Below are 20,046 nucleotides of genomic sequence, written 5' to 3'. Positions count from 1 at the left end.
TTGGATCTATAGCGACCACAAAATCGGGGGCACCACGGTCAAATGTGGGAGCGAGCCTGCTCGCGATCGATTGCGCAGCAATCGCAGAGAACTACTCGTTATCGAAGCCTTTGCGCCGATACGGGAACACATCGATGATCTTCCCCGCCCGAATCGCCTCCTGCAGGCTTTTCCAGTAATCAGCGTTGTACAACTCGCCATGTAGTTGATCGAACAACTTGCGCTGCCCCGAATCAGCAAACAAAAACGGTGGAAACTCCTCAGGAAACACATCCAGCGGCCCAATCGAATACCAGGGCTCCGACGCCATCTCGTCTTCCGGCGTACGCGGTTGCGGGATATGCCTGAAGTTGGCCTCCGTCAAGAAGCAAATCTCGTCGTAATCATAAAACACCACCCGACCGTGACGCGTGACGCCGAAGTTCTTCAGCAGCATGTCACCCGGAAAGATATTCGCCGCCGCCAGTTGCTTGATCGCCAGACCGTAATCCTCCAGCGCCTCGCGCACCTGTGCTTCGTTGGCGTTTTCCAGGTAAAGATTCAACGGCGTCATCCGCCGCTCGGTCCAGCAGTGGCGGATCAGCACGGTGTCGCCCTCCATAGACACGGTGGACGCGGCCACTTGCAGCAGTTCTTCCAGGCACGCCGGATCGAATTTGCTCAACGGGAAACGGAAGTCGGCGAATTCCTGGGTATCGGCCATGCGCCCGACCCGATCGACGCTTTTCACCAAACGATACTTTTCGATCACCGTCGCGCGGTCGACGTTTTTCGACGGCGAAAAACGGTCCTTGATGATTTTGAATACGGTGTTGAATCCCGGCAGGGTAAACACGCTCATCACCATGCCGCGCACGCCGGGCGCCATGATGAACTGGTCATCGGTGTTGGCCAGGTGGTTGATCAGTGCCCGGTAGAACTCGGACTTGCCGTGTTTGTAGAAACCGATCGAGGTGTACAGCTCAGCGATGTGCTTGCCCGGCAGGATGCGCTTGAGGAAGCCGATGAACTCCGCCGGCACCGGCACGTCCACCATGAAATACGACCGGGTGAACGAGAAGATGATCGACACGTCCGCTTCATCGGTGATCAACGCATCGATCTGAATCCCACGCCCTTCGCGGTGAAGCAGCGGAATCACCAGCGGCCATTGCTCGTCCTGCGTGTAAATGCGCCCGACCAGGTAGGCACCCTTGTTGCGGTAAAGCACCGAGGAAAACAGTTCGACACTCAATTCGGGATCCTTGCAGACCCAGTCCGGCAGGTTCTCGCGCAGTTGTGCTTCGAGACGGCGCAGGTCGCCGGCCAAGTCAGCGTAATCCTCGCTGAAGCGGTAGTCGGCAAAAATGCTCGAGAGCATGCCGGACAACTGACCTTCAGGTTTGTAGGTGCGGGTTTGTGCGGCGCGGGCCCGGCGCAGGCTTGGGCGCGTGGTGTGGATGAACATGCAGCCGTCGCTGATCAGGTCATGGCTGAACAGCCCGCAGAAGATCGAGTTGTACCAGGTCTCGGACAGCTCATCGTCGAAACGCAGGTCGATCAAGGTGATGTAAGCGCTTTTGACCAGCGGCCAGCAACTAACGTCCAGCGTGTCAGCGTCAAACGCAATGCGCAACCGCTCCACCGTTTCGTCGACTTTTTCTTCATACAGATTGATCCGCGCTGCCGATGCCGATTGCGTCTCCTGCCACTTGGCCTGTTCGAATCGGGCTCGGGCACCGTCGGTGATCTGACGGAAATGCTCGCGGTAATCGTCAAAGCCATCGAGGATCATTCGGGCGATGTCGGCGGCTGGCCATTGCTGCGGCATGGTGAGACCTCTGCGGGAATTCGGAAGGGCTGAGCTTAGCCAGTGAACCGGGTGCAGGAGAAGCGTAATTTTCGCTTCGTAATTTGATGCCCGTTTTTCGGTTGCCATAGGGAGGGCTCTCGGCAACACTCTCGCCCCCATCAAGGAAGGAGTACGTCGTGAGCCCCGTCGATATTTTTCGTTTGCTGTCGCTGGCGGCCATTTGGGGCGCGAGCTTCTTGTTCATGCGCATCATTGCCCCAGTGATCGGCACCGTTCCGACGGCGTTTTTCCGTGTATCGATTGCCGCTGCCGGGCTGTTGGTGATCCTCGGATTGATGCGTATCAGCTGGGACTTCAAAGGCAAACTCAAGACTGTGATGCTGCTCGGGGTGATCAACTCCGGGATTCCGGCGACTCTTTATTCGGTCGCCGCGCAAGTACTGCCGGCCGGTTACTCGGCCATTTTCAATGCCACCACGCCATTGATGGGCGTGTTGATCGGCGGTTTGTTCTTCAATGAAAGACTCACCGCCGCCAAGCTTGGCGGCGTATTCCTCGGGCTGTTCGGCGTCGGCATCCTGACCCGTGCCGGCCCGGTGGCATTCGACATGGAACTGCTGATGGGCGCCCTCGCCTGCCTGCTCGCCACGACCTGCTACGGTTTCGCCGGATTCCTCGCCCGCCGCTGGCTCGATCAGGCCGGCGGTCTCGACAGTCGTCTATCGGCACTGGGCAGCATGCTCGGAGCGACACTGTTTCTATTGCCGCTGTTCGGGTACAGCGTGCTCAGCCAGCCACCAGCAAGCTGGGGCGGCTGGAGTGTCTGGCTATCGTTGCTGGGGTTGGGGCTGGGCTGCACGGCGTTTGCGTACATCATTTACTTCCGTTTGCTCACCTCCATCGGGCCGGTGAAGTCGATGACCGTGACGTTCATGATTCCGCCGTTCGGGGTGTTGTGGGGGGCAATGTTGCTGGATGAGCCGCTGTCGATGGCGCACATTTATGGCGGGGTGTTGATTGCAGCGGCGTTGTGGCTGGTGTTGAAGCCGGCGGTGGTGAAGTCTGTTGAGGTGGCTTCCAGTTAGTTTTGCGGTGACGCCTTCGCGAGCAGGCTCGCTCCCACAATGGATAGATTGTGAGCACAATCATTGTGAACACTTAGGTCATATGTGGGAGCGAACCTGCTCGCGAAGGCGCAGGTTCGATCAGCGCAAACTACAATGCTGCTTCACTCGTTTCGCCATTCACCCATCGCACGCGTTGGCCAACTGAAAAAGGCCCGGAGCAATGCTCCAGGCCTTTTAGGGTTCTAGCGGATTGACGCGTCTTTACGGAACACAAACACCAGTCCAACAATGATCAGCAGCATGCCGAGCATGCTCAATGTCGCCAGTTTGTTGCCGAAAAACAGGTAGTCCATTATCGCCGTCACCGCCGGCACCAGGTAAAACAGGCTGGTGACATTCACCAGATTGCCCCGGGCGATCAAACGGTACAACAGCAAGGTCGCCAGTACCGATACCACCAATCCCATCCACAACACTGGCACGATGAAACCGCTGCTGTGTTCGACATGAAACGGCTGGAATGGCACGAATATCCCGCAGAGCAACAGTCCCGCCAAGTACTGCACGGGCAGCGTACCGAGCGGATTGTCGGTGATGCGCTTCTGCATGATCGAACCGAACGTCATGCTCGCCAGCGCCAGCAAACCGAAGAGCATGCCGGCCAGCGACATGCCGGCCAAGCCGATCCCCTGATACACCACCATGATCAACCCGGCCAGCCCCAGTGTCAGGCCGAACATTCTGCTGGTTGATCGCTGACGCTCGATGATCACCACCGTGAGAATGGGCTGCACCCCCATGATCGTGGCCATCACGCCCGGCGTGACTTTCAGGTCCAGGGCCAGCAGATAGAAAATCTGATAAGCCCCCAGCAACACCACGCCCGTGGCCATGGCATACAGCATCGGCTTGCCGCCCTTGGGCAGTTTCAGCTTGAGCAACGGTACCAGCAGCACCAGACCGCACAGCGCAATGGCAAAACGAGACAGCAGAAAGGCAAAGGGCGACGCGTGGGCCAACCCCCATTTGGAGAAGATCGCCCCGCTGCTCCACAGCAAAACGAACAGGCTCGTAGACGCCGCCGCGAGCGCGGACTTTTTCGAAAGGACAAACATGAATACCACCTGTAGTCAGGCAAAAAGCCAACTCAGCCGAAGCTGAAATCCAATAGTTTTTCAGGCGAGGGTTTTTCAGAAGGGCATGGGAGCAGCAAAGAGCAGCTGATCAGCCCGAAACGCCAACGCCCGGCGGTGATACGACTGCGTACACCGGCGTGCTACGGACAGGTGGGGGGTAATGACTGATCTGCACAGGCTGCTGATTCCCGCACGGCACGACGCCAGCGTTGACCGCTGAATCGACTACCGCGTTGATGAGGGAAGCAGGCATGGGCTGATCTTTTTTGATGAAGTGGACGGTGAGTTGGAAATCACCGAGCGCCGACTATAACCAGCGGCCGGCACGGATTGCAATGACCTGGACAAAGCAGCCGTAGGGACCGCTCGCTCAATTCCCTACGCGACCTGTAGCAGCTGGCGAAGCCTGCGTTCGGTTCGGGCCGCGTTACGGGCAGTTTTTCATTCCGGGACCGGAATCACCCAAACAGCCAATACCCCAACAACGTCAGCACCACCACCGCCAACACCGGCCGCATTACGCGGTAGGCCTTTGGATTGCGACGCTTCCACTTTTTGACCACACCACTGAACTTGTCACTGGAGTTCTTGCTCCACGCATAGGCTCGATTGATACCGCCCACGTGTTCGTCGTCGAGGTTCTGCGGCGCAGTCGCGCGACCCAGCCAGCCGCTGATGAAGCGGTTGATGCGGGTCATGACACGGTTGCTCAGCGGTCGTTCAATGTCGCAGAACAGGATCACGCGAGTCTTCTCGGTTTCGTTTTTGACCCAGTGCACGTAGGTCTCATCGAACATCACGTCTTCGCCATCGCGCCAGGCGTAGACCTGACCGTCGACAAAGATTCGGCAGTCATCGGAGTTCGGTGTCGACAGCCCCAGGTGATAGCGCAGGGAACCGGCAAACGGATCGCGGTGCGGATTGAGGTGACTGCCACCGGGCAGCAACGCGAACATGGCGCCTTTGACGTTCGGAATATTGCTGACCAATGCCACTGTTTTCGGGCACAGGGCTTCGGCGGATGGCAGGGGTTTGTCGTACCACTTGAGGTAGAAGCGCTTCCAGCCTTTCTTGAAGAACGAGCCAAAACCGGCATCGTTGTTCTTTTCGGCGGCACGGATGTAACCCTCGTCGAACAGGTGCATCGCTTCATCGCGAATGACTTCCCAGTTGTCCTTGAGCACATCCAGTTCCGGGAACTTGCTGCGATCCAGATACGGTTTGGACGGAACGCCGGAGAACAAGTACATCAAGGCGTTGTAGGGCGCGAACAGCGCCGAGTGGTTGACGAACTGACGCAGGACCGGCAGGCGCGCCTTACCGCGCAAATGCACATAGAGGATGCTGCCGAGAAACAGCAGCAACACAGAAGTCTTTGCGGCAAAAGAAAAGGTCATCAACAACTCCTGAAAAATAGGCAACTTTGCGCAACGCCATTTACCCGACGTGACAGCCGGGCATGATAAACATTCCCGGCAACGGGAAACACCCGCAAAAGCCAACATTCAGTGTTAAGGATTGTGCAATAAAGCACTTAATTAACATATGGCTCCTGAACGGGGGCTGATCTGAATCAGCCCTGCCAGAAGTCAAAAGATAGTCCGAACGCGGCCCGAACCTGCGGCCGCTTCTACTGCTGATTCTCCTGTTCGGTGAACAGATCGCTGAACAACATGCTCGACAAGTAGCGCTCACCCGAGTCCGGCAGGATCACGACGATGGTTTTGCCTTGCATTTCCGGAGTTTCCGCCAGGCGAACCGCTACTGCCATGGCGGCGCCGCAGGAGATCCCGCACAAAATCCCTTCTTCTTGCATCAAGCGCAGCGCCATGGCCTTGGATTCGTCGTCAGTCACCAGCTCGACCCGATCGACGATCGACAGATCAAGGTTCTTCGGCACAAAACCGGCACCGATGCCCTGGATCTTGTGCGGGCTCGGTTTGATTTCCTGACCAGCCAACGCTTGGGTGATGACCGGGGACGATACGGGCTCCACCGCCACCGAGATAATCGGTTTGCCCTGGGTATTCTTGATATACCGCGAAACCCCGGTAATGGTTCCACCTGTTCCAACGCCTGCCACCAGGACATCGACCGCACCGTCGGTGTCGTTCCAGATTTCCGGACCCGTGGTTTTTTCGTGGATGGCGGGGTTGGCAGGGTTATCGAACTGCGAAGGCATAAAGTACTTGGCCGGGTCACTGGCAACGATTTCGCCTGCTTTTTCGATCGCACCCTTCATGCCTTTGGCGGGCTCGGTCAACACCAGATCAGCGCCGAGTGCTTTGAGCACCTTGCGTCGCTCGATGCTCATGGAGGCCGGCATGGTCAGCATCAATTTGTAACCACGGGCAGCGGCAACGAACGCCAGGCCGATGCCAGTGTTACCCGAGGTCGGTTCGACAATGGTCATGCCCGGCTTGAGTTTGCCAGTGCTTTCGGCATCCCAGATCATATTCGCACCGATCCGGCATTTGACGGAGTAACCAGGGTTGCGCCCTTCGATCTTGGCCAGGATTGTCACGCCACGCGGGGCGATGCGGTTGATCTGCACCAGTGGCGTATTGCCGATGGAATGGGCGTTGTCAGCGAAAATACGGCTCATGGCTGGGTCCTTGTACAGCGTTGAATTAACTGCCAAAGGTATGCTTCTTGCCGGTAGTCGTCCAGTTCAGGCGAACGTCCGGGCACCGCAACAGTCAATGGCTTTATAACGCCAGAGATTTGCCATCATGAAACGCCAATACAGCTGGCCCCTGTGGACCCTCGCCGGTGTCGTTGTGCTGCTGATTGCCCTGCACATCGCCTTGACCTACATGGTGCGCAATTACCTGAACGACAAATTGGCAGACATGGACGCCTACCGAGGCCAGGTCACCGACGTCGACCTGGCCCTGTGGCGCGGTGCTTATAAAATCAATGGACTGAAGATCGTAAAAGTCGACGGCAAAGTCCCGGTGCCCTTCGTCAATGCGCCGCTGATTGACCTCTCCGTCAGCTGGCATTCACTTTGGTACGACCACGCGGTGATGGCCGAGGTACAGTTCTTCAATCCTGAAGTGAATTTCGTCGATGGCGGCGCCAATAAGCAAAACTCGCAAACGGGTCAGGGCACCGACTGGCGAGCTCAACTGGGCAAGTTGCTCCCTATCACGTTAAACGAAGTGCGCATCTACGACGGCAAGATCAGCTTCCGCAACTTCAATTCCAAGCCCCCCGTCAATCTGAACGCCACCCAGGTCAATGCCAGCATTTTTAACCTGACCAACGTGGTCGATACCAAAGGCAAGCGAGATGCCCGCTTCGAAGGCAAGGCGCTGCTATTGGGGCAGGCGCCATTGGAAACCACCGCCACGTTCGACCCGATGAGCAACTTCGAAGACTTCGAATTCCGCCTGCGGGTCAAGAACATCGAACTCAAACGCCTGAACGACTTCGCCTCGGCCTACGGCAAATTCGACTTCAACGCCGGCCACGGAGATGTGGTGATCGAAGCCCAGGCCAAAAAAGCCCAATTGAGCGGCTACATCAAACCGCTACTGAAGGACGTAGAAGTGTTCAATTGGCATCAGGACGTTGAAAACAAAGACAAAGGGATTTTCCGATCGATTTGGGAGGCCATCGTCGGGGGCTCCGAAACGGTGCTGAAAAACCAGGCCAAGAATCAGTTTGCGACTCGCGTTGAGCTCAGCGGCAGTGTACATCGACAAGATGTCAGCGCGTTCCAGGCGTTTTTGCAGATTTTACGTAATGGTTTCATTCAGGCATTCACTGCCCAGTATGAGCGACCGAAGCCGGATGCAGGCTAAGGTTTTCGAGTGATGGTGTAGCGACCGCTTTCTTCAGCGGCCCGCGCCGGCCTCGATTGTTGCTGCAAGAAATCCCAGCCCAGACAGGCCAGTGCCAACGATCGAGGCACCGCTTCACGACCGCTGCTGTAGCGAGTGATGGTGCGAGCACTGACCCCCAGTGCTTCAGCCGCCTGATTCAGGGGCAAACCACTACGGGCACGCCAATCGATGAAGATCCGCGTGTTTTCGTCGGACGCGTTTTGCGCGAGCGCGTCCAGATAGAGCGTATCGGCGCCAATCTGGATGTCCTGCTCAGGCCACTCGGCGCTCCAGCCCTCATCGCCCAGGGTCGCACGCTCGAATGCACCCGCCTCCAGCAATGGCTGCAAACCTGGAAAGGTGCGCAGGTCACGGCTCAAATCGAGGGTCAGTTGCCGGCCGTCGATAAAGCTCAGCGCCAGGCGGTAATCCGTCAAGGCCTTCACCGACGCCAGCCGTGGTCGTTTCATGGGTAACATCGTTTCCAATCCTCCAGTAGTTGCACTTGATGGGCCCTGACCCATTCCAGCGCTTCCTTGATTATCAGCGGCGGCGCCTTGCCGACCATCACTTCGACGGTTTGCAGGCTAAGCATCACGTCGAGTCCACCACCCGTCAGGTGCACATGGGGTGGCGGGTGATCCTTCTCCCGCAACTGAATGCGGTACGTATCGCGAAATCGATATTTAGTAGACATGCACCGCAAGCTATCGCCAAGATGGCGATAGCACAATACTGGCCAGCCGCCGAGACTGAGTCAAGATGTGACGCTCTATTCAGAGACTGAATAGGCCGTCTGCGTTCACAGTCGACCGGGCGCCGCGTTATAGTCGGGTACTACAACTATTGCGCACCGCCCTGCTTCGTTCAGGTCGGCATTACTGATCGAGGATTAGCAGATGAAGTTCGAAGGCACCCAGGCCTATGTCGCCACCGATGACCTGAAACTCGCGGTCAATGCCGCCATCACCCTGGAGCGGCCGCTGCTGGTCAAGGGTGAACCGGGCACCGGCAAGACCATGCTCGCCGAGCAACTGGCCGAGTCCTTCGGCGCCAAGCTGATCACCTGGCACATCAAGTCCACCACCAAGGCACATCAGGGCCTGTACGAGTACGACGCGGTCAGCCGCCTGCGGGACTCGCAGCTGGGCACCGACAAGGTCCACGACGTTCGCAACTACCTGAAAAAGGGCAAGCTCTGGGAAGCCTTCGAATCCGAAGAGCGGGTGATCCTGCTGATCGACGAAATCGACAAGGCCGACATCGAGTTCCCTAACGACCTGCTGCAAGAACTCGACAAGATGGAGTTCTACGTTTACGAGATCGACGAAACCATCAAGGCCAAGAAACGCCCGATCATCATCATTACCTCCAACAACGAGAAAGAACTGCCGGACGCCTTCCTGCGCCGCTGCTTCTTTCACTACATCGCCTTCCCCGACCGCGTCACGCTGCAGAAGATCGTTGACGTGCACTACCCCAACATCAAGAAAGACCTGGTCAGCGAAGCGCTGGACGTGTTCTTCGACGTGCGCAAGGTACCGGGCCTGAAGAAAAAGCCATCGACCTCCGAACTGGTGGACTGGCTGAAGCTGCTGATGGCGGACAACATCGGCGAAGCGGTGCTGCGCGAGCGCGACCCGACCAAGGCCATTCCACCGCTGGCCGGCGCGCTGGTGAAGAACGAACAGGACGTGCAATTGCTTGAGCGCCTGGCGTTCATGAGCCGTCGCGGCACTCGCTGATCCCTCTGTTTAACAAGATAGAGGGCAATAGCCATGCTGCTTAACCTGTTCAATGAAATGCGTGCAGCCAAAGTGCCGGTCTCGGTGCGCGAACTGCTGGACCTGATCAACGCGCTGAAACAGCGCGTGACCTTCGCCGACATGGACGAGTTTTATTACTTGTCACGGGCGATTCTGGTGAAGGACGAAAAGCATTTCGACAAGTTCGACCGGGCCTTCGGCGCCTACTTCAATGGCCTGGAAAAACTCGACGATCACCTTCAGGCGTTGATTCCTGAAGACTGGCTGCGCAAGGAATTCGAACGTTCCCTGACCGACGAAGAGCGGGCAGCGATCCAGTCCCTCGGCGGCCTGGACAAGCTGATTGAAGAGTTCAAGAAACGCCTCGAAGAACAGAAAGAACGCCATGCCGGCGGCAACAAATGGATCGGCACCGGCGGCACCAGCCCCTTCGGTTCCGGTGGTTTCAACCCGGAAGGTATTCGGGTCGGTGATGCTGGCAAGCGCCAGGGCAAAGCGGTCAAGGTCTGGGATCAGCGCGAGTACAAGAACCTCGACGATTCGGTGGAGTTGGGCACGCGCAACATTAAGGTTGCCCTGCGGCGGTTGCGCAAATTCGCCCGTCAAGGCGCGGCGGAAGAGCTCGACATCGATGGCACCATCGACCACACCGCGCGCGATGCCGGCCTGCTGAACATCCAGATGCGTCCGGAGCGGCGTAACACCGTCAAGCTGTTGCTGTTGTTTGACATCGGCGGCTCGATGGACGCCCATGTGAAGATCTGCGAAGAGCTGTTTTCGGCCTGCAAGACCGAGTTCAAGCATTTGGAGTACTACTATTTCCACAACTTCATTTATGAATCAGTGTGGAAGAACAACATGCGCCGCACCTCCGAGCGCACGTCGACCCAGGATTTGTTGCACAAGTACGGCGCCGACTACAAAGTGATCTTCATCGGCGATGCCGCCATGGCGCCTTATGAAATCACCCAGGCCGGAGGCAGCGTCGAGCACTGGAACGAAGAAGCAGGTTACGTGTGGATGCAGCGCTTCAAGGAGAAGTTCAAGAAGCTCATCTGGATCAATCCGTATCCAAAAGATACGTGGGGCTATACATCTTCGACCAATATCGTGCGCGATTTGATTGATGACCAGATGTACCCCCTGACGTTGCGGGGGCTTGAAGAAGGGATGCGGTTTCTTTCCAAGTAATCTTCACTGTCTGTTCGGGCGCTATCGCGAGCAAGCTCGCTCCCACAGGAGTATGTGTCGTTCACAAAATGTGTGAGCAATACCGATCCAATGTGGGAGCGAGCTTGCTCGCGATGCTTTTAGCTCTTTAGAAAGCGCTGTAGATATTCGATGTGCTCCCGATGCGCCACCTCCTGCACCACCGGTCGCAACCGCACCTTAGCCCCCGGCAAACACTGCGCCAGCCGCGCCAACGCCAACGGCGTCAACGCCCCCAATCGCGGATACCCGCCAATGGTCTGCCGATCATTGAGCAGCACGATCGGCTGCCCGTCCGGTGGCACCTGGACTGCACCCAGCGGGATACCTTCAGAAATCATCGGTTTGCCCTCGTACTGCAACGCCGTTCCCAGCAGGCGTATGCCCATGCGATCGGCACGGCTATCGAGGGTCCAGACGCTGTTGAACGCGTCGAACGTACTTTGTCCGCTGAATTTGCCGATCTGTGCACCCAGCACCAAATCCAACGGCAAATTGACGTTGAAGTCCGGCCGATGTTCTACCGGTAGTTCCCGCAGCAGTAACAAGCCACTCCCGGAGTAACTCAACGGCGCGCCTTTGGCTAACGCCCTGCCCATTCCATCCAGGCCACCGAGTGCCTCACGGACCACCGTCGCACTGCTGCCCAACACCTTCGGTGCATCAAACCCGCCGGGTGCCGCCAGATAGGCTCGCGCCCCAAGCAGCGGTTGCGTGAACTGCAATCGCTGACCTTTGTTCAGCCTGAAACTGCGCCACGGCGCCAACGCCTCGCCATCCACCTGTGCGCCCAGATCCGCCCCGGCCAACGCCAGCACGCAATCTTCTTCGGCCACCACGGTGAACCCGCCAAGGGTGATTTCGATCACCGGTGCATCCAATCCATTGCCCAGCAGCCAATTGGCCCAGGACATCGATCGCCAATCCAGCCCGCCGCCCTGAGTAACGCCCAGGTGTCGCACGCCGAATCGGCCCGCGTCCTGCAACAGGCACAGTGGTGTACTCGCTTCAATCGATAGACGGCTCATGCCTGCGCCTCCAACGGCGTGTCGTCACCGCCCAGGCTGATGAACTCGGCATGGCCGACCGCCTCGAAACGCACCGTGTCGCCCGGTTGCATCAGGCTGTAGCCGTCGCGCTCACGGTCGAACAATTTGGCCGAGGTACGGCCGATCAGGTTCCAGCCGCCGGGAGAAACCACCGGATAAGCAGCGGTTTGCCGTTCGGCGATACCGACACTGCCGGCGGCGACCTTTTTGCGCGGAGTGTTCAGACGCGGCGCGGCGAGCACTTCCTCCACCAGCCCCATGAAAGCGAAGCCCGGTGCAAAGCCCAGCGCAAACACCTGATACTCGTGCTCGCTGTGGCGGCGGATCACCTCTGCCACCGCCAACCCGCTGCGCTTGGACAACAGATTCAATTCCGGGCCAACGCTCAGGTCATACCAGACCGGCAGCACATGACATTTGCCGCGGGTGTGAGCATTGGGCGACAGGTCGATCAAGGCTTCGGCGATCAGTTCCCGGGCCTGAGATGGATTCAGCGCCGTCAGGTCGTAATGCACCATTACTGTGGTATAGGACGGCACGAGATCGATCAAACACTCCCCGAACGCCGAACGCAGGCTTTCGCTGGCCGCGAGCATCCACGGCATGTTGGCTTCAGCGATTTCATCGAACAGACGCACCATCAAGCAATCCAGCGCCACCACCTCCACGCGAAGTTTCATGGCGCGCTCTGCTGATCTAAGGCGGCACGAATACGCCGCACGGCGGCTACCGAACTGGCGTTGTCGCCGTGCACGCAAAGGGTGTTGGCCTGCAGGTGCAAGGCGCTGCCATCGCTGGCGGTGAGGGCACCGCCACGGGCAATGATCAGTGCCTGTTCGATGATTTTCTCGGGATCGTGATGCACCGCCCCCGGCAATTGCCGCGACACCAGCATGCCCGCGCTGTCGTAAGCGCGATCGGCGAAGGCCTCGAACCACAGCGTTACGCCGTATTCATCGCCCATTTGCCGGGCGGCGCTGTTGTCGCGAGTGGCCATCAGCATCAGCGGCAACTGCCGGTCGTAGGACGCAACAGCCTGAAGCACCGCGCGCAATTGCGCCGGGTTGGCCATCATGTCGTTGTACATCGCCCCATGGGGCTTGACGTAACTCAGGCTCCCGCCCTGCGCCCGGCAGATGCCATCGAGTGCGCCGATCTGATAATGCAGAATGTCTTGAAGTTCCTGGGCGGTGTAGGCCATGGAACGTCGTCCGAACCCCACCAGATCCTGATAGGCCGGATGAGCACCGATCTGCACGCCGTGGCTCAGGGCCAGGCTGACCGTTTTGCGCATGATGCTCGGGTCGCCGGCGTGGAAGCCGCAGGCGATGTTGGCACAATCAATGAAAGGCATGACCTCGGCGTCCAGACCCATGGTCCAGTTGCCGAAACTCTCGCCAATGTCACAGTTCAATAGCAGGCGGCTCACGGTGAACACTCCTGTAGGTATTATTCTCTTCAGATGTAGGCAGATTACTGCGCATCCAGTTGCTTGCCACGGGTTTCCGGCAAACTTAGTGCCGCGAGTATCACCACCCCGTAGGACACCGCCGCGAAAGCCCCGATGCCTACACTTAGTGGCACCGTTTGGCTAAGCAATCCAATCAACAACGGGAACAACGCCGCCAGCGCCCGGCCAATGTTGTAGCAAAAGCCCTGCCCAGAACCGCGAATCCGCGTCGGAAACAATTCGGTCAAAAACGCACCCATGCCGCTGAAAATTCCTGAGGCGAAGAACCCCAGCGGAAAACCCAACCAGAGCATCACACCGTTACTGACGGGCAATTGGGTATAGAGCAGAACGATGGTGAACGAGCCGACCGCGAACAGAATGAAGTTCTTTTTGCGACCGAGGATGTCAGTCAAATACGCGCTGATGACATAACCGACGTAGGAACCGACGATCACCATCGCCAGATATCCACCCGTGCCGAGTACGCTCAAACCGCGCTCGTTCTTCAGAAAAGTCGGCAGCCAGGAGGTAATCGCGTAGTAACCGCCCAGTGCACCGGTGGTCAGCACGGAAGCGCGAATCGTAGTGAAGAGGATACCTGGCGCGAAAATCTCGTAGAACTTCGCCGGGTTGCTCGGCTCTTGCCTGGCTTTGGCTTGGCGATAAATCTCCGGGTCCTTGACCAGCCGGCGGACAAAGATCACGAAAATCGCTGGCACTATGCCAAGGATAAACAGTGCGCGCCAGGCGTCTTCCGGCGGCAAAACCGAGAACAGTAGCGCATACAGAATCGCCGTCAGTCCCCAACCCAATGCCCAACCCGATTGCACCATGCCCACCGCTTTACCACGGTCCTTGGCGCGAATCACTTCCCCCATCAGCACTGCACCGGCGGTCCATTCACCACCGAAACCGAAGCCCATCAAGGTGCGGCTGATCAGCAGTTGTTCGTAGTTCTGGGCGAAGCCGCAGAGAAAAGTAAAGAAGGCAAACCACAGCACTGTGAGTTGCAAGGTGCGTACGCGACCGATGCGGTCGGACAGAATCCCCGCCACCCAACCGCCGATAGCCGAGGCGATGAGCGTGCTGGTGTGAATCAGCCCGGCCTGCCCGGTGCTGATGCCCCACATCGCAATCAGGGTCGGCACCACGAAGCTGAGCATCTGGGTGTCCATGCCGTCCAGACCGTAGCCGATCTTGCAGCTCCAGAAAGTGCGGCGCTCTTGTTGATTGATGTTGCGGTACCAGTCGAAAGGTCCCGGTCGAGCCGTCGCCTTGGGGATGTCGAGCGTGTCGGGCGCACTCATGGCAAATCTCCGCGCTAATTTTATTGGTATTGTTCTGAGCCCCGACGACGCCTATCGTGGGAACCGGATGCGCCGATTTTTGGGCGCCAGGCCCTGCCAAGTCCAACTAATAAAACCCCGCCTTAGACATAAGAAATCTTTATCCACGAGTTGTCCCCATGAACCTGAAGTTTCTCGAGACCTTCGTCTGGGTCGCCCGACTCAAAAGTTTCCGCCTGACGGCTGACAAGCTCTTTACCACCCAAGCGTCGATTTCCAGCCGCATCGCCGTGCTCGAAGGCGAGCTCGGGGTGAAATTGTTTTTGCGTGATTCGCGCGGCGTGAGCCTGACACCCGAAGGTTTGAAAGTGCTCGAATATGCCGAGCAGATGATGGACACCATGCAAGCCCTCAAGCAGTCGATCGAGACGCGTTCGAGCAAGGTCGGACGCGTGCGGATCGGCGTCATGGACACGGTCATCCATACTTGGCTCAGCCCGTTAGTGGCGCAGATGACGGATCACTATCCACTGGTGGAAATCGAGCTGGTGGCTGATACCTCGCTCAACCTCTGCGATCAGCTGCAAAAAGGCTTCCTCGACCTGATCCTGCAAACCGACTTGCTGCGCCAGGAAAGCGTGCGCAGCCTGGAGCTGGCCAGCCACCCCATGGGCTGGATTGTGGCCACTAACTCGATTTACAACCGCGAGTATTCGGGCATCGCCGATCTGGCCCGGGAACGGGTCATTACTTACTCGAAAAACTCCCATCCCCATCAGGATGTCTTGAGTCTGATGCAGGCCAACGGCGTCATGGCGCCACGGCTGAACTGCGTGAATTCGGTGTCGGCGATTACCCGGTTGCTGCGCGACGGATTTGGCATTGGCGCACTGCCGCCTGTACTGGTGACCGAGGAACTGGCGCGGGGGGAATTGACGTTGCTGGCCATTGAACAACGACCACCGAATTTGCCGGTCGTGGTGTCATGGCGGATTGGCGTGGAATGGGTCGAGGAGATTGTTGCGTTGTGTCAGCAGGTGCTGGAGGCGTATGCGCGCAAGGTGGGTGACGATTACATCGTCCTGGCTGACTAAGCTTTTGTAGCTGGCGTCCGTCCCTGTAGGAGCGAACTTGCTCGCGATGGACGTGAACGATGAAGCGTGCTGTAGGAAAATGCGTCGCCTTCAGGTTTATCGTCGGAACGCCGCCCGGAGCAAGCTCGCTCCTACCGGGGCGGACGCAGGCTTCGCCAGCGGCTACAGGAGCCAGTGAATGGCTTAGAGGCCCCGCACATCCCGATCTTCAATCGGCCGGCTCTGGCGCAGGCGTTTTCCGCCCAGCACCACCCAGTCGATCAACCGGAACAGACATTCGATCCCGAACGACAACAGCAGCGCGCCACTCATGCCCCAGATCATCGCTTCCGGTGTCAGCAGAATCTGGTAGCTGTAGCCATTCCAGGTTTCCTTGCGAATGTCCGGGTCAGCCGCCAACGCCACTTGCAACACGCGGATGTACCATGGGCCCTGCATGGCCTGGAACTGCTTATCCAGTGCCAACTGGCGGGACAGCAAGGTGCTCAGGCTCTCGGCATCGCTGCGGAAAACCGGGTCTTCGCTGGCGCGGTAATGGGCAACCAGATCCTGCATGTCACCCTTGAAAAACTGATTGGCTGTGCCCTGAAAACCGCTTAAAGCGGTCTGCGCCTCAATCAAATGCGCTTCAACCCGCTTGGTGTAATCGCTGAGAAACCCCGGCACCTGGACGCCAATCAACAGGCCCGCCGCAAACAACACCAGCCGTAGATAACTGAGCAACATGGGGGAGAGATCCTTATTCGGTCTTGCCTTGGCTGACGCATTCGCCGCGTCGCCAGAGGCTCCATTGGCCCGGTTCATAGCGGGTCCAGGTTTCGTTTTCGGTCAGGGGTTCGGTGGCGATCACCGTAACCACGTCGTTGGGAGTGGTTTCGGCCTGGAAATCGACGATCACATCGACATCCTTCAAACGTGCCGGGCCGAAGGGTGCACGACGGGTAATCTGCGCCAGTTTGGTCGAGCAGTAACAGAACAACCAGTCGCCATCACTGAGCAAGCAATTGAACACGCCCTTGCTGCGGTACTCGGCGCAGGCGGCCACCAGGTCCGGCAGCAGTGCTTCGACCTCGACCGGTTCCGGGAACGCCGCCCGCACGCGGTTGAGCAAATCGCAGAACGCCGCTTCGCTGTCGGTATCGCCAACGGGGCGATAGAAACTGGCGGTCGGTTGAAAGTCCGCGAGCTGGCCGTTGTGGGCGAAACACCAGTTGCGCCCCCACAGTTCGCGCACAAAAGGATGGGTGTTGGACAGGCAGACCTTGCCGACGTTGGCCTGGCGAATATGCCCGATCACCACTTCGCTCTTGATGGGATAGCGCTGCACAAGGTTCGCCACTTCGGACTCGCAACTTGCCGCCGGGTCCTGGAACAGTCGCAGGCCACGGCCTTCGTAGAAAGCGATGCCCCAACCGTCACGGTGCGGCCCGGTACGGCCGCCACGTTGCATCAGCCCGGTGAAGCTGAACACGATATCGGTCGGCACATTGGCGCTCATGCCCAATAACTCACACATGCTCGGACTCTCGCTTCAAGGCGGGGGCAAGGTTACAAACGCGGTTCGACCCGTAACCGCTGAGGGTTGCTCGGGACGGGCGGACGACCGTAACGATCATCGCCGGCACCGCCGAAAGGCTGGTCATCTTCCGGCTCGTCAGCCTTTTGCGCAGCTTGCGCGGCGGCCGCCCGTTCCTTGCGAGCCTTGGACGCGCGTTCGATGGGGAAGCGGATCACCACGAAAACCAGGTAGATGCCGAAGACGATCATGCCGTACATGAACAGATCGGAAATCGCCCGCCAGACGTTGTTACCCACCTTGAAGGCGAGGTCCAGGGCGGTGATGGCGATGGCCGGCGCGACCTTATCCTTCACCGGGTCGATGATGGTCGGGCTGAACAGCAACACGGCCATCAGCAGCCGCAGTGGCTCGCGCAGCCAGCGCCACATCCAACGGGTCATCCGCATCCACACTAACAAGCAGCCTAAAGCGGCAAAGGCGTAGAGGCCCCAAGCGATCAGATAGTCGTTCTCGGTCATGGTGTCCATGGCAAGGCAGGCAAAGAGGCGCTTATAGTAACGACTTTTCGCACATCAGGCTTGCCCTAAGCGCAATCCATGTGGGAGTGAGCCTGCTCGCGAAAGCGGTGTGTCAGTCAACAGTGTTGTTTAATGTGCTGACCCCTTCGCGAGCAGGCTCGCTCCCACAAGTATCACTTCCTATTCAGTACATTGTTCGAGAGCCCTCCATGCCCCTATCCGCCAATGTTTCCGACGCTCCGATTGCCCGAAAGGCCGACGGCGATGACCCGTATGCCTGGCTGCAAGAGCGTGACACCGATGCGGTGCTCGACTACCTGAAGGCTGAAAACAGCTATCAAGAGGCACAAACCGCCGACCAGGCCAAGCTGCGTGCAACCCTGTTCGAAGAGATCAAGGGCCGGATTCTCGAGACGGACTTGTCCTTGCCCTCCCCTTGGGGCCCGTACCTGTATTACACGCGCACCACGGCGGGTGACGAATACGCCCGCCATTACCGCTGCCCACGTCCAGCCGATGACAGCCTGCAGCTCGACGAAAGTCGGGAAGAACTGCTGCTGGACCCGAACGTACTGGCCAATGGCGGCTTCTTCTCCCTCGGCGCGTTCAGCGTCAGCCCCGATCATCAGCGCCTGGCCTACAGCCTCGACACCACCGGCGATGAGATTTACACGCTATTCGTGAAGGAATTATCCGACGGCCGCGTCAGCGAACTGGAGTTTCAGGACTGCGACGGCAGCATGACCTGGGCCAACGACAGCCTGACGCTATTCTTCGGCGAGCTGGACGATACCCATCGCCCGCACAAACTGTTGCGCTATCGACTGGACGGCACCGCGGCCGAAGAAGTCTTCCATGAGCCAGACGGTCGATTCTTCTTGCATTGCTACCGCTCCAGCTCCGAGCAGCAATTGCTGCTGTCCCTGGGCAGCAAGACCACCAGCGAAGTCTGGGTCCTCGACGCGAACCAGCCGCAGCAGGTCTTTACCTGCCTGGCGCCACGCGTTGAAGACCATGAATACGATGTCGATCATGGCGCGCTCGACGGCCAATGGGCCTGGTTCATACGGACCAACCGCGACGGCATCAACTTTGCGCTGTACCACGCCATCGACGCGGGCGTGGCGCCAACCGAAGCCGACTGGCAGAACCTGATCCCGCACAGCGACACCGTGATGATCGACGGCATGAGCCTGAATGCCGGGGCCATGACCCTGAGTTTGCGCGAGGGTGGCTTGCCCATCATCGAAGTCCATCCTCACGACCTGCCGAGCTACCGCGTGCAACTTCCAGATGCGGCTTACAGCCTGCATGTACAGAACAGCCTGGAATTTGTCAGCGATAAAATCCGTCTGCGCTACGAGGCATTGAACCGTCCGGCGCAAATCCGCCAGCTTGAGCTGGGGAGCGGCGCGCAAAAAATCCTCAAGGAAACCCCGGTGCTCGGTCCTTTCGACGCCGACGCCTACGTCAGCCAGCGCCTGTGGGCGACGGCGCCTGACGGTACGCGAGTGCCGATCAGCCTCGTGGTCAAACGCGAAGCACTCGGAAAACCTGTACCGCTGTATCTGTACGGCTACGGCGCCTACGGAGAAAGCCTCGACCCGTGGTTCTCTCACGCTCGCCTCAGCCTGCTCGACCGCGGCGTGGCGTTTGCCATCGCTCACGTGCGTGGCGGTGGTGAACTGGGCGAAGCCTGGTATCGCGCCGGCAAGCAGGAACACAAACACAACACCTTCAGCGATTTCATCGCCTGCGCCGAATACCTGATTGCCAATGGCTTTACCACGCCGTCGCAATTGGCGATCAGCGGCGGTAGCGCCGGCGGTCTGCTGATCGGCGCAGTGCTCAACATGCGGCCGGAGCTGTTCGGCGCCGCGATAGCCGAAGTGCCGTTCGTCGACGTGCTCAATACCATGCTCGACCCGGACCTGCCGCTGACCGTCACCGAATACGACGAGTGGGGCAATCCTGAAGAGCCGGACGTTTATGATCGGATCAAGGCCTACGCCCCGTACGAAAACGTCACCGCGCAAGCGTATCCGCCCACGTTGGTGATCGCCGGCTACAACGACAGTCGCGTGCAGTACTGGGAAGCGGCCAAGTGGGTGGCGAAATTACGCGCGACCAAAACCGACACCCACCCTCTCCTGCTCAAGACCGAATTGGGCGCTGGGCATGGCGGGATGAGCGGTCGATACCAGGGATTGCGTGACGTAGCACTCGAATATGCATTTGTTTTCAAGGTTTGGGGCATCGCCTGAGGAACTTGGTCCGGAGTGTTGGTCTTAACACCAGACACCGGGCTAATGCGGTTCTCTGTAGCA

General features: G+C 58.6%; 20 protein-coding genes. 6 read left to right on the top strand and 14 right to left on the bottom strand.

Translation table 11 applies throughout. The features are described from left to right. Positions 1 to 91: 91 nt before the first annotated feature. Positions 92 to 1,810 carry a bifunctional isocitrate dehydrogenase kinase/phosphatase gene (gene aceK, locus AC1MDT_RS00100; protein ID WP_480420140.1) on the bottom strand — a complete coding sequence of 573 codons (1,719 nt, stop codon included), beginning with the start codon at positions 1,808 to 1,810 and terminating at the stop codon, positions 92 to 94. Positions 1,811 to 1,968: 158 nt separating this feature from the next. Here aceK and AC1MDT_RS00095 point away from each other — a divergent pair, with 158 nt between their 5' ends. Then, entirely contained in the window at positions 1,969 to 2,877 is a 909-nt protein-coding gene (locus AC1MDT_RS00095) for a DMT family transporter (protein ID WP_480420139.1), read from the top strand. A 224-nt stretch (positions 2,878 to 3,101) separates the two neighbouring features. Here AC1MDT_RS00095 and AC1MDT_RS00090 read toward each other — a convergent pair whose 3' ends face one another. The 4 genes from AC1MDT_RS00090 to cysK all read right to left on the bottom strand — a co-directional run bounded on the left by AC1MDT_RS00090 (position 3,102) and on the right by cysK (position 6,600). Further along, positions 3,102 to 3,974: a DMT family transporter gene (locus AC1MDT_RS00090; protein WP_480420138.1), complete on the bottom strand. Its 873-nt coding sequence runs from the start codon at positions 3,972 to 3,974 to the stop codon at positions 3,102 to 3,104. Positions 3,975 to 4,083: 109 nt separating this feature from the next. Then, positions 4,084 to 4,248, bottom strand: a complete 165-nt coding sequence (locus AC1MDT_RS00085) for a hypothetical protein (protein ID WP_480420137.1) — start codon at positions 4,246 to 4,248, stop codon at positions 4,084 to 4,086. A gap of 205 nt (positions 4,249 to 4,453) precedes the next feature. After that, positions 4,454 to 5,392 (bottom strand): aspartyl/asparaginyl beta-hydroxylase domain-containing protein, encoded by a 939-nt coding sequence (locus tag AC1MDT_RS00080; protein WP_480420136.1) that lies wholly within the window; start codon positions 5,390 to 5,392, stop codon positions 4,454 to 4,456. Positions 5,393 to 5,625: 233 nt separating this feature from the next. Further along, the gene (gene cysK / locus AC1MDT_RS00075; RefSeq protein WP_480420135.1) at positions 5,626 to 6,600 is read right to left on the bottom strand and encodes a cysteine synthase A; all 975 of its coding nucleotides are present in this window, start codon (positions 6,598 to 6,600) and stop codon (positions 5,626 to 5,628) included. Positions 6,601 to 6,727: 127 nt separating this feature from the next. On the opposite strand from cysK, the gene AC1MDT_RS00070 reads away from it, so the two are divergent. Continuing rightward, the gene (locus AC1MDT_RS00070; RefSeq protein WP_480420134.1) at positions 6,728 to 7,804 is read left to right on the top strand and encodes an AsmA family protein; all 1,077 of its coding nucleotides are present in this window, start codon (positions 6,728 to 6,730) and stop codon (positions 7,802 to 7,804) included. On the opposite strand, the gene AC1MDT_RS00065 is transcribed toward AC1MDT_RS00070, so the two are convergent. Together AC1MDT_RS00065 and AC1MDT_RS00060 are read right to left on the bottom strand one after the other, a co-directional pair. After that, complete coding sequence (locus AC1MDT_RS00065; RefSeq protein ID WP_480420133.1) at positions 7,801 to 8,304, bottom strand: DUF2442 domain-containing protein; 504 nt, start codon at positions 8,302 to 8,304, stop codon at positions 7,801 to 7,803. The two genes, AC1MDT_RS00070 and AC1MDT_RS00065, sit on opposite strands and share 4 nt — an antisense overlap. After that, positions 8,292 to 8,522: a DUF4160 domain-containing protein gene (locus tag AC1MDT_RS00060; protein WP_480420132.1), complete on the bottom strand. Its 231-nt coding sequence runs from the start codon at positions 8,520 to 8,522 to the stop codon at positions 8,292 to 8,294. Before AC1MDT_RS00060 ends, AC1MDT_RS00065 begins: the two co-directional genes overlap by 13 nt. A 202-nt stretch (positions 8,523 to 8,724) precedes the next feature. Between AC1MDT_RS00060 and AC1MDT_RS00055 the strand changes: the two genes are divergently transcribed. After that, positions 8,725 to 9,570: an AAA family ATPase gene (locus tag AC1MDT_RS00055; protein WP_480420131.1), complete on the top strand. Its 846-nt coding sequence runs from the start codon at positions 8,725 to 8,727 to the stop codon at positions 9,568 to 9,570. A 33-nt stretch (positions 9,571 to 9,603) separates the two neighbouring features. After that, positions 9,604 to 10,782, top strand: a complete 1,179-nt coding sequence (locus tag AC1MDT_RS00050) for a vWA domain-containing protein (protein WP_480420130.1) — start codon at positions 9,604 to 9,606, stop codon at positions 10,780 to 10,782. A gap of 119 nt (positions 10,783 to 10,901) precedes the next feature. Here the strand turns inward: AC1MDT_RS00050 and AC1MDT_RS00045 are convergent, their stop codons facing one another. The 4 genes from AC1MDT_RS00045 to AC1MDT_RS00030 are packed head-to-tail and all read right to left on the bottom strand — an operon-like array spanning position 10,902 to position 14,609. Beyond that, positions 10,902 to 11,828, bottom strand: coding sequence for a 5-oxoprolinase subunit C family protein (locus AC1MDT_RS00045; RefSeq protein ID WP_480420129.1), 927 nt, complete (start codon positions 11,826 to 11,828; stop codon positions 10,902 to 10,904). Continuing rightward, positions 11,825 to 12,529, bottom strand: coding sequence for a 5-oxoprolinase subunit B family protein (locus AC1MDT_RS00040; protein ID WP_480420128.1), 705 nt, complete (start codon positions 12,527 to 12,529; stop codon positions 11,825 to 11,827). The genes AC1MDT_RS00045 and AC1MDT_RS00040 overlap by 4 nt, the downstream gene beginning before the upstream one ends. Continuing rightward, positions 12,526 to 13,278, bottom strand: coding sequence for a 5-oxoprolinase subunit PxpA (locus AC1MDT_RS00035; protein ID WP_480420127.1), 753 nt, complete (start codon positions 13,276 to 13,278; stop codon positions 12,526 to 12,528). The genes AC1MDT_RS00040 and AC1MDT_RS00035 overlap by 4 nt, the downstream gene beginning before the upstream one ends. A 44-nt stretch (positions 13,279 to 13,322) precedes the next feature. Next, complete coding sequence (locus AC1MDT_RS00030) at positions 13,323 to 14,609, bottom strand: MFS transporter (RefSeq protein ID WP_480420126.1); 1,287 nt, start codon at positions 14,607 to 14,609, stop codon at positions 13,323 to 13,325. A gap of 158 nt (positions 14,610 to 14,767) precedes the next feature. Between AC1MDT_RS00030 and AC1MDT_RS00025 the strand changes: the two genes are divergently transcribed. Beyond that, a complete protein-coding gene (locus AC1MDT_RS00025; protein ID WP_480420125.1) occupies positions 14,768 to 15,682 on the top strand; it encodes a LysR family transcriptional regulator in 915 nt (304 codons plus the stop codon). A 183-nt stretch (positions 15,683 to 15,865) separates the two neighbouring features. Here AC1MDT_RS00025 and AC1MDT_RS00020 read toward each other — a convergent pair whose 3' ends face one another. From AC1MDT_RS00020 to AC1MDT_RS00010, 3 genes are read right to left on the bottom strand one after another with little or no spacing between them, the layout of a single operon-like run. After that, entirely contained in the window at positions 15,866 to 16,408 is a 543-nt protein-coding gene (locus AC1MDT_RS00020; protein WP_480420124.1) for a DUF2937 family protein, read from the bottom strand. Between the two features lie 13 nt (positions 16,409 to 16,421). Next, entirely contained in the window at positions 16,422 to 17,198 is a 777-nt protein-coding gene (locus AC1MDT_RS00015) for a class II glutamine amidotransferase (RefSeq protein WP_480420123.1), read from the bottom strand. Positions 17,199 to 17,230: 32 nt separating this feature from the next. Further along, positions 17,231 to 17,728, bottom strand: coding sequence for an MFS transporter (locus AC1MDT_RS00010; protein WP_480420122.1), 498 nt, complete (start codon positions 17,726 to 17,728; stop codon positions 17,231 to 17,233). A gap of 200 nt (positions 17,729 to 17,928) precedes the next feature. Here AC1MDT_RS00010 and AC1MDT_RS00005 point away from each other — a divergent pair, with 200 nt between their 5' ends. Next, positions 17,929 to 19,983: a S9 family peptidase gene (locus tag AC1MDT_RS00005; protein WP_480420121.1), complete on the top strand. Its 2,055-nt coding sequence runs from the start codon at positions 17,929 to 17,931 to the stop codon at positions 19,981 to 19,983. The last annotated feature ends 63 nt before the right edge of the window (positions 19,984 to 20,046 follow it).

The organism is Pseudomonas sp. ASL7 (assembly GCF_056680375.1).
Note: the sequence above shows the minus strand (reverse complement) of the source record. Positions and strands in the feature narration are given on the sequence as shown.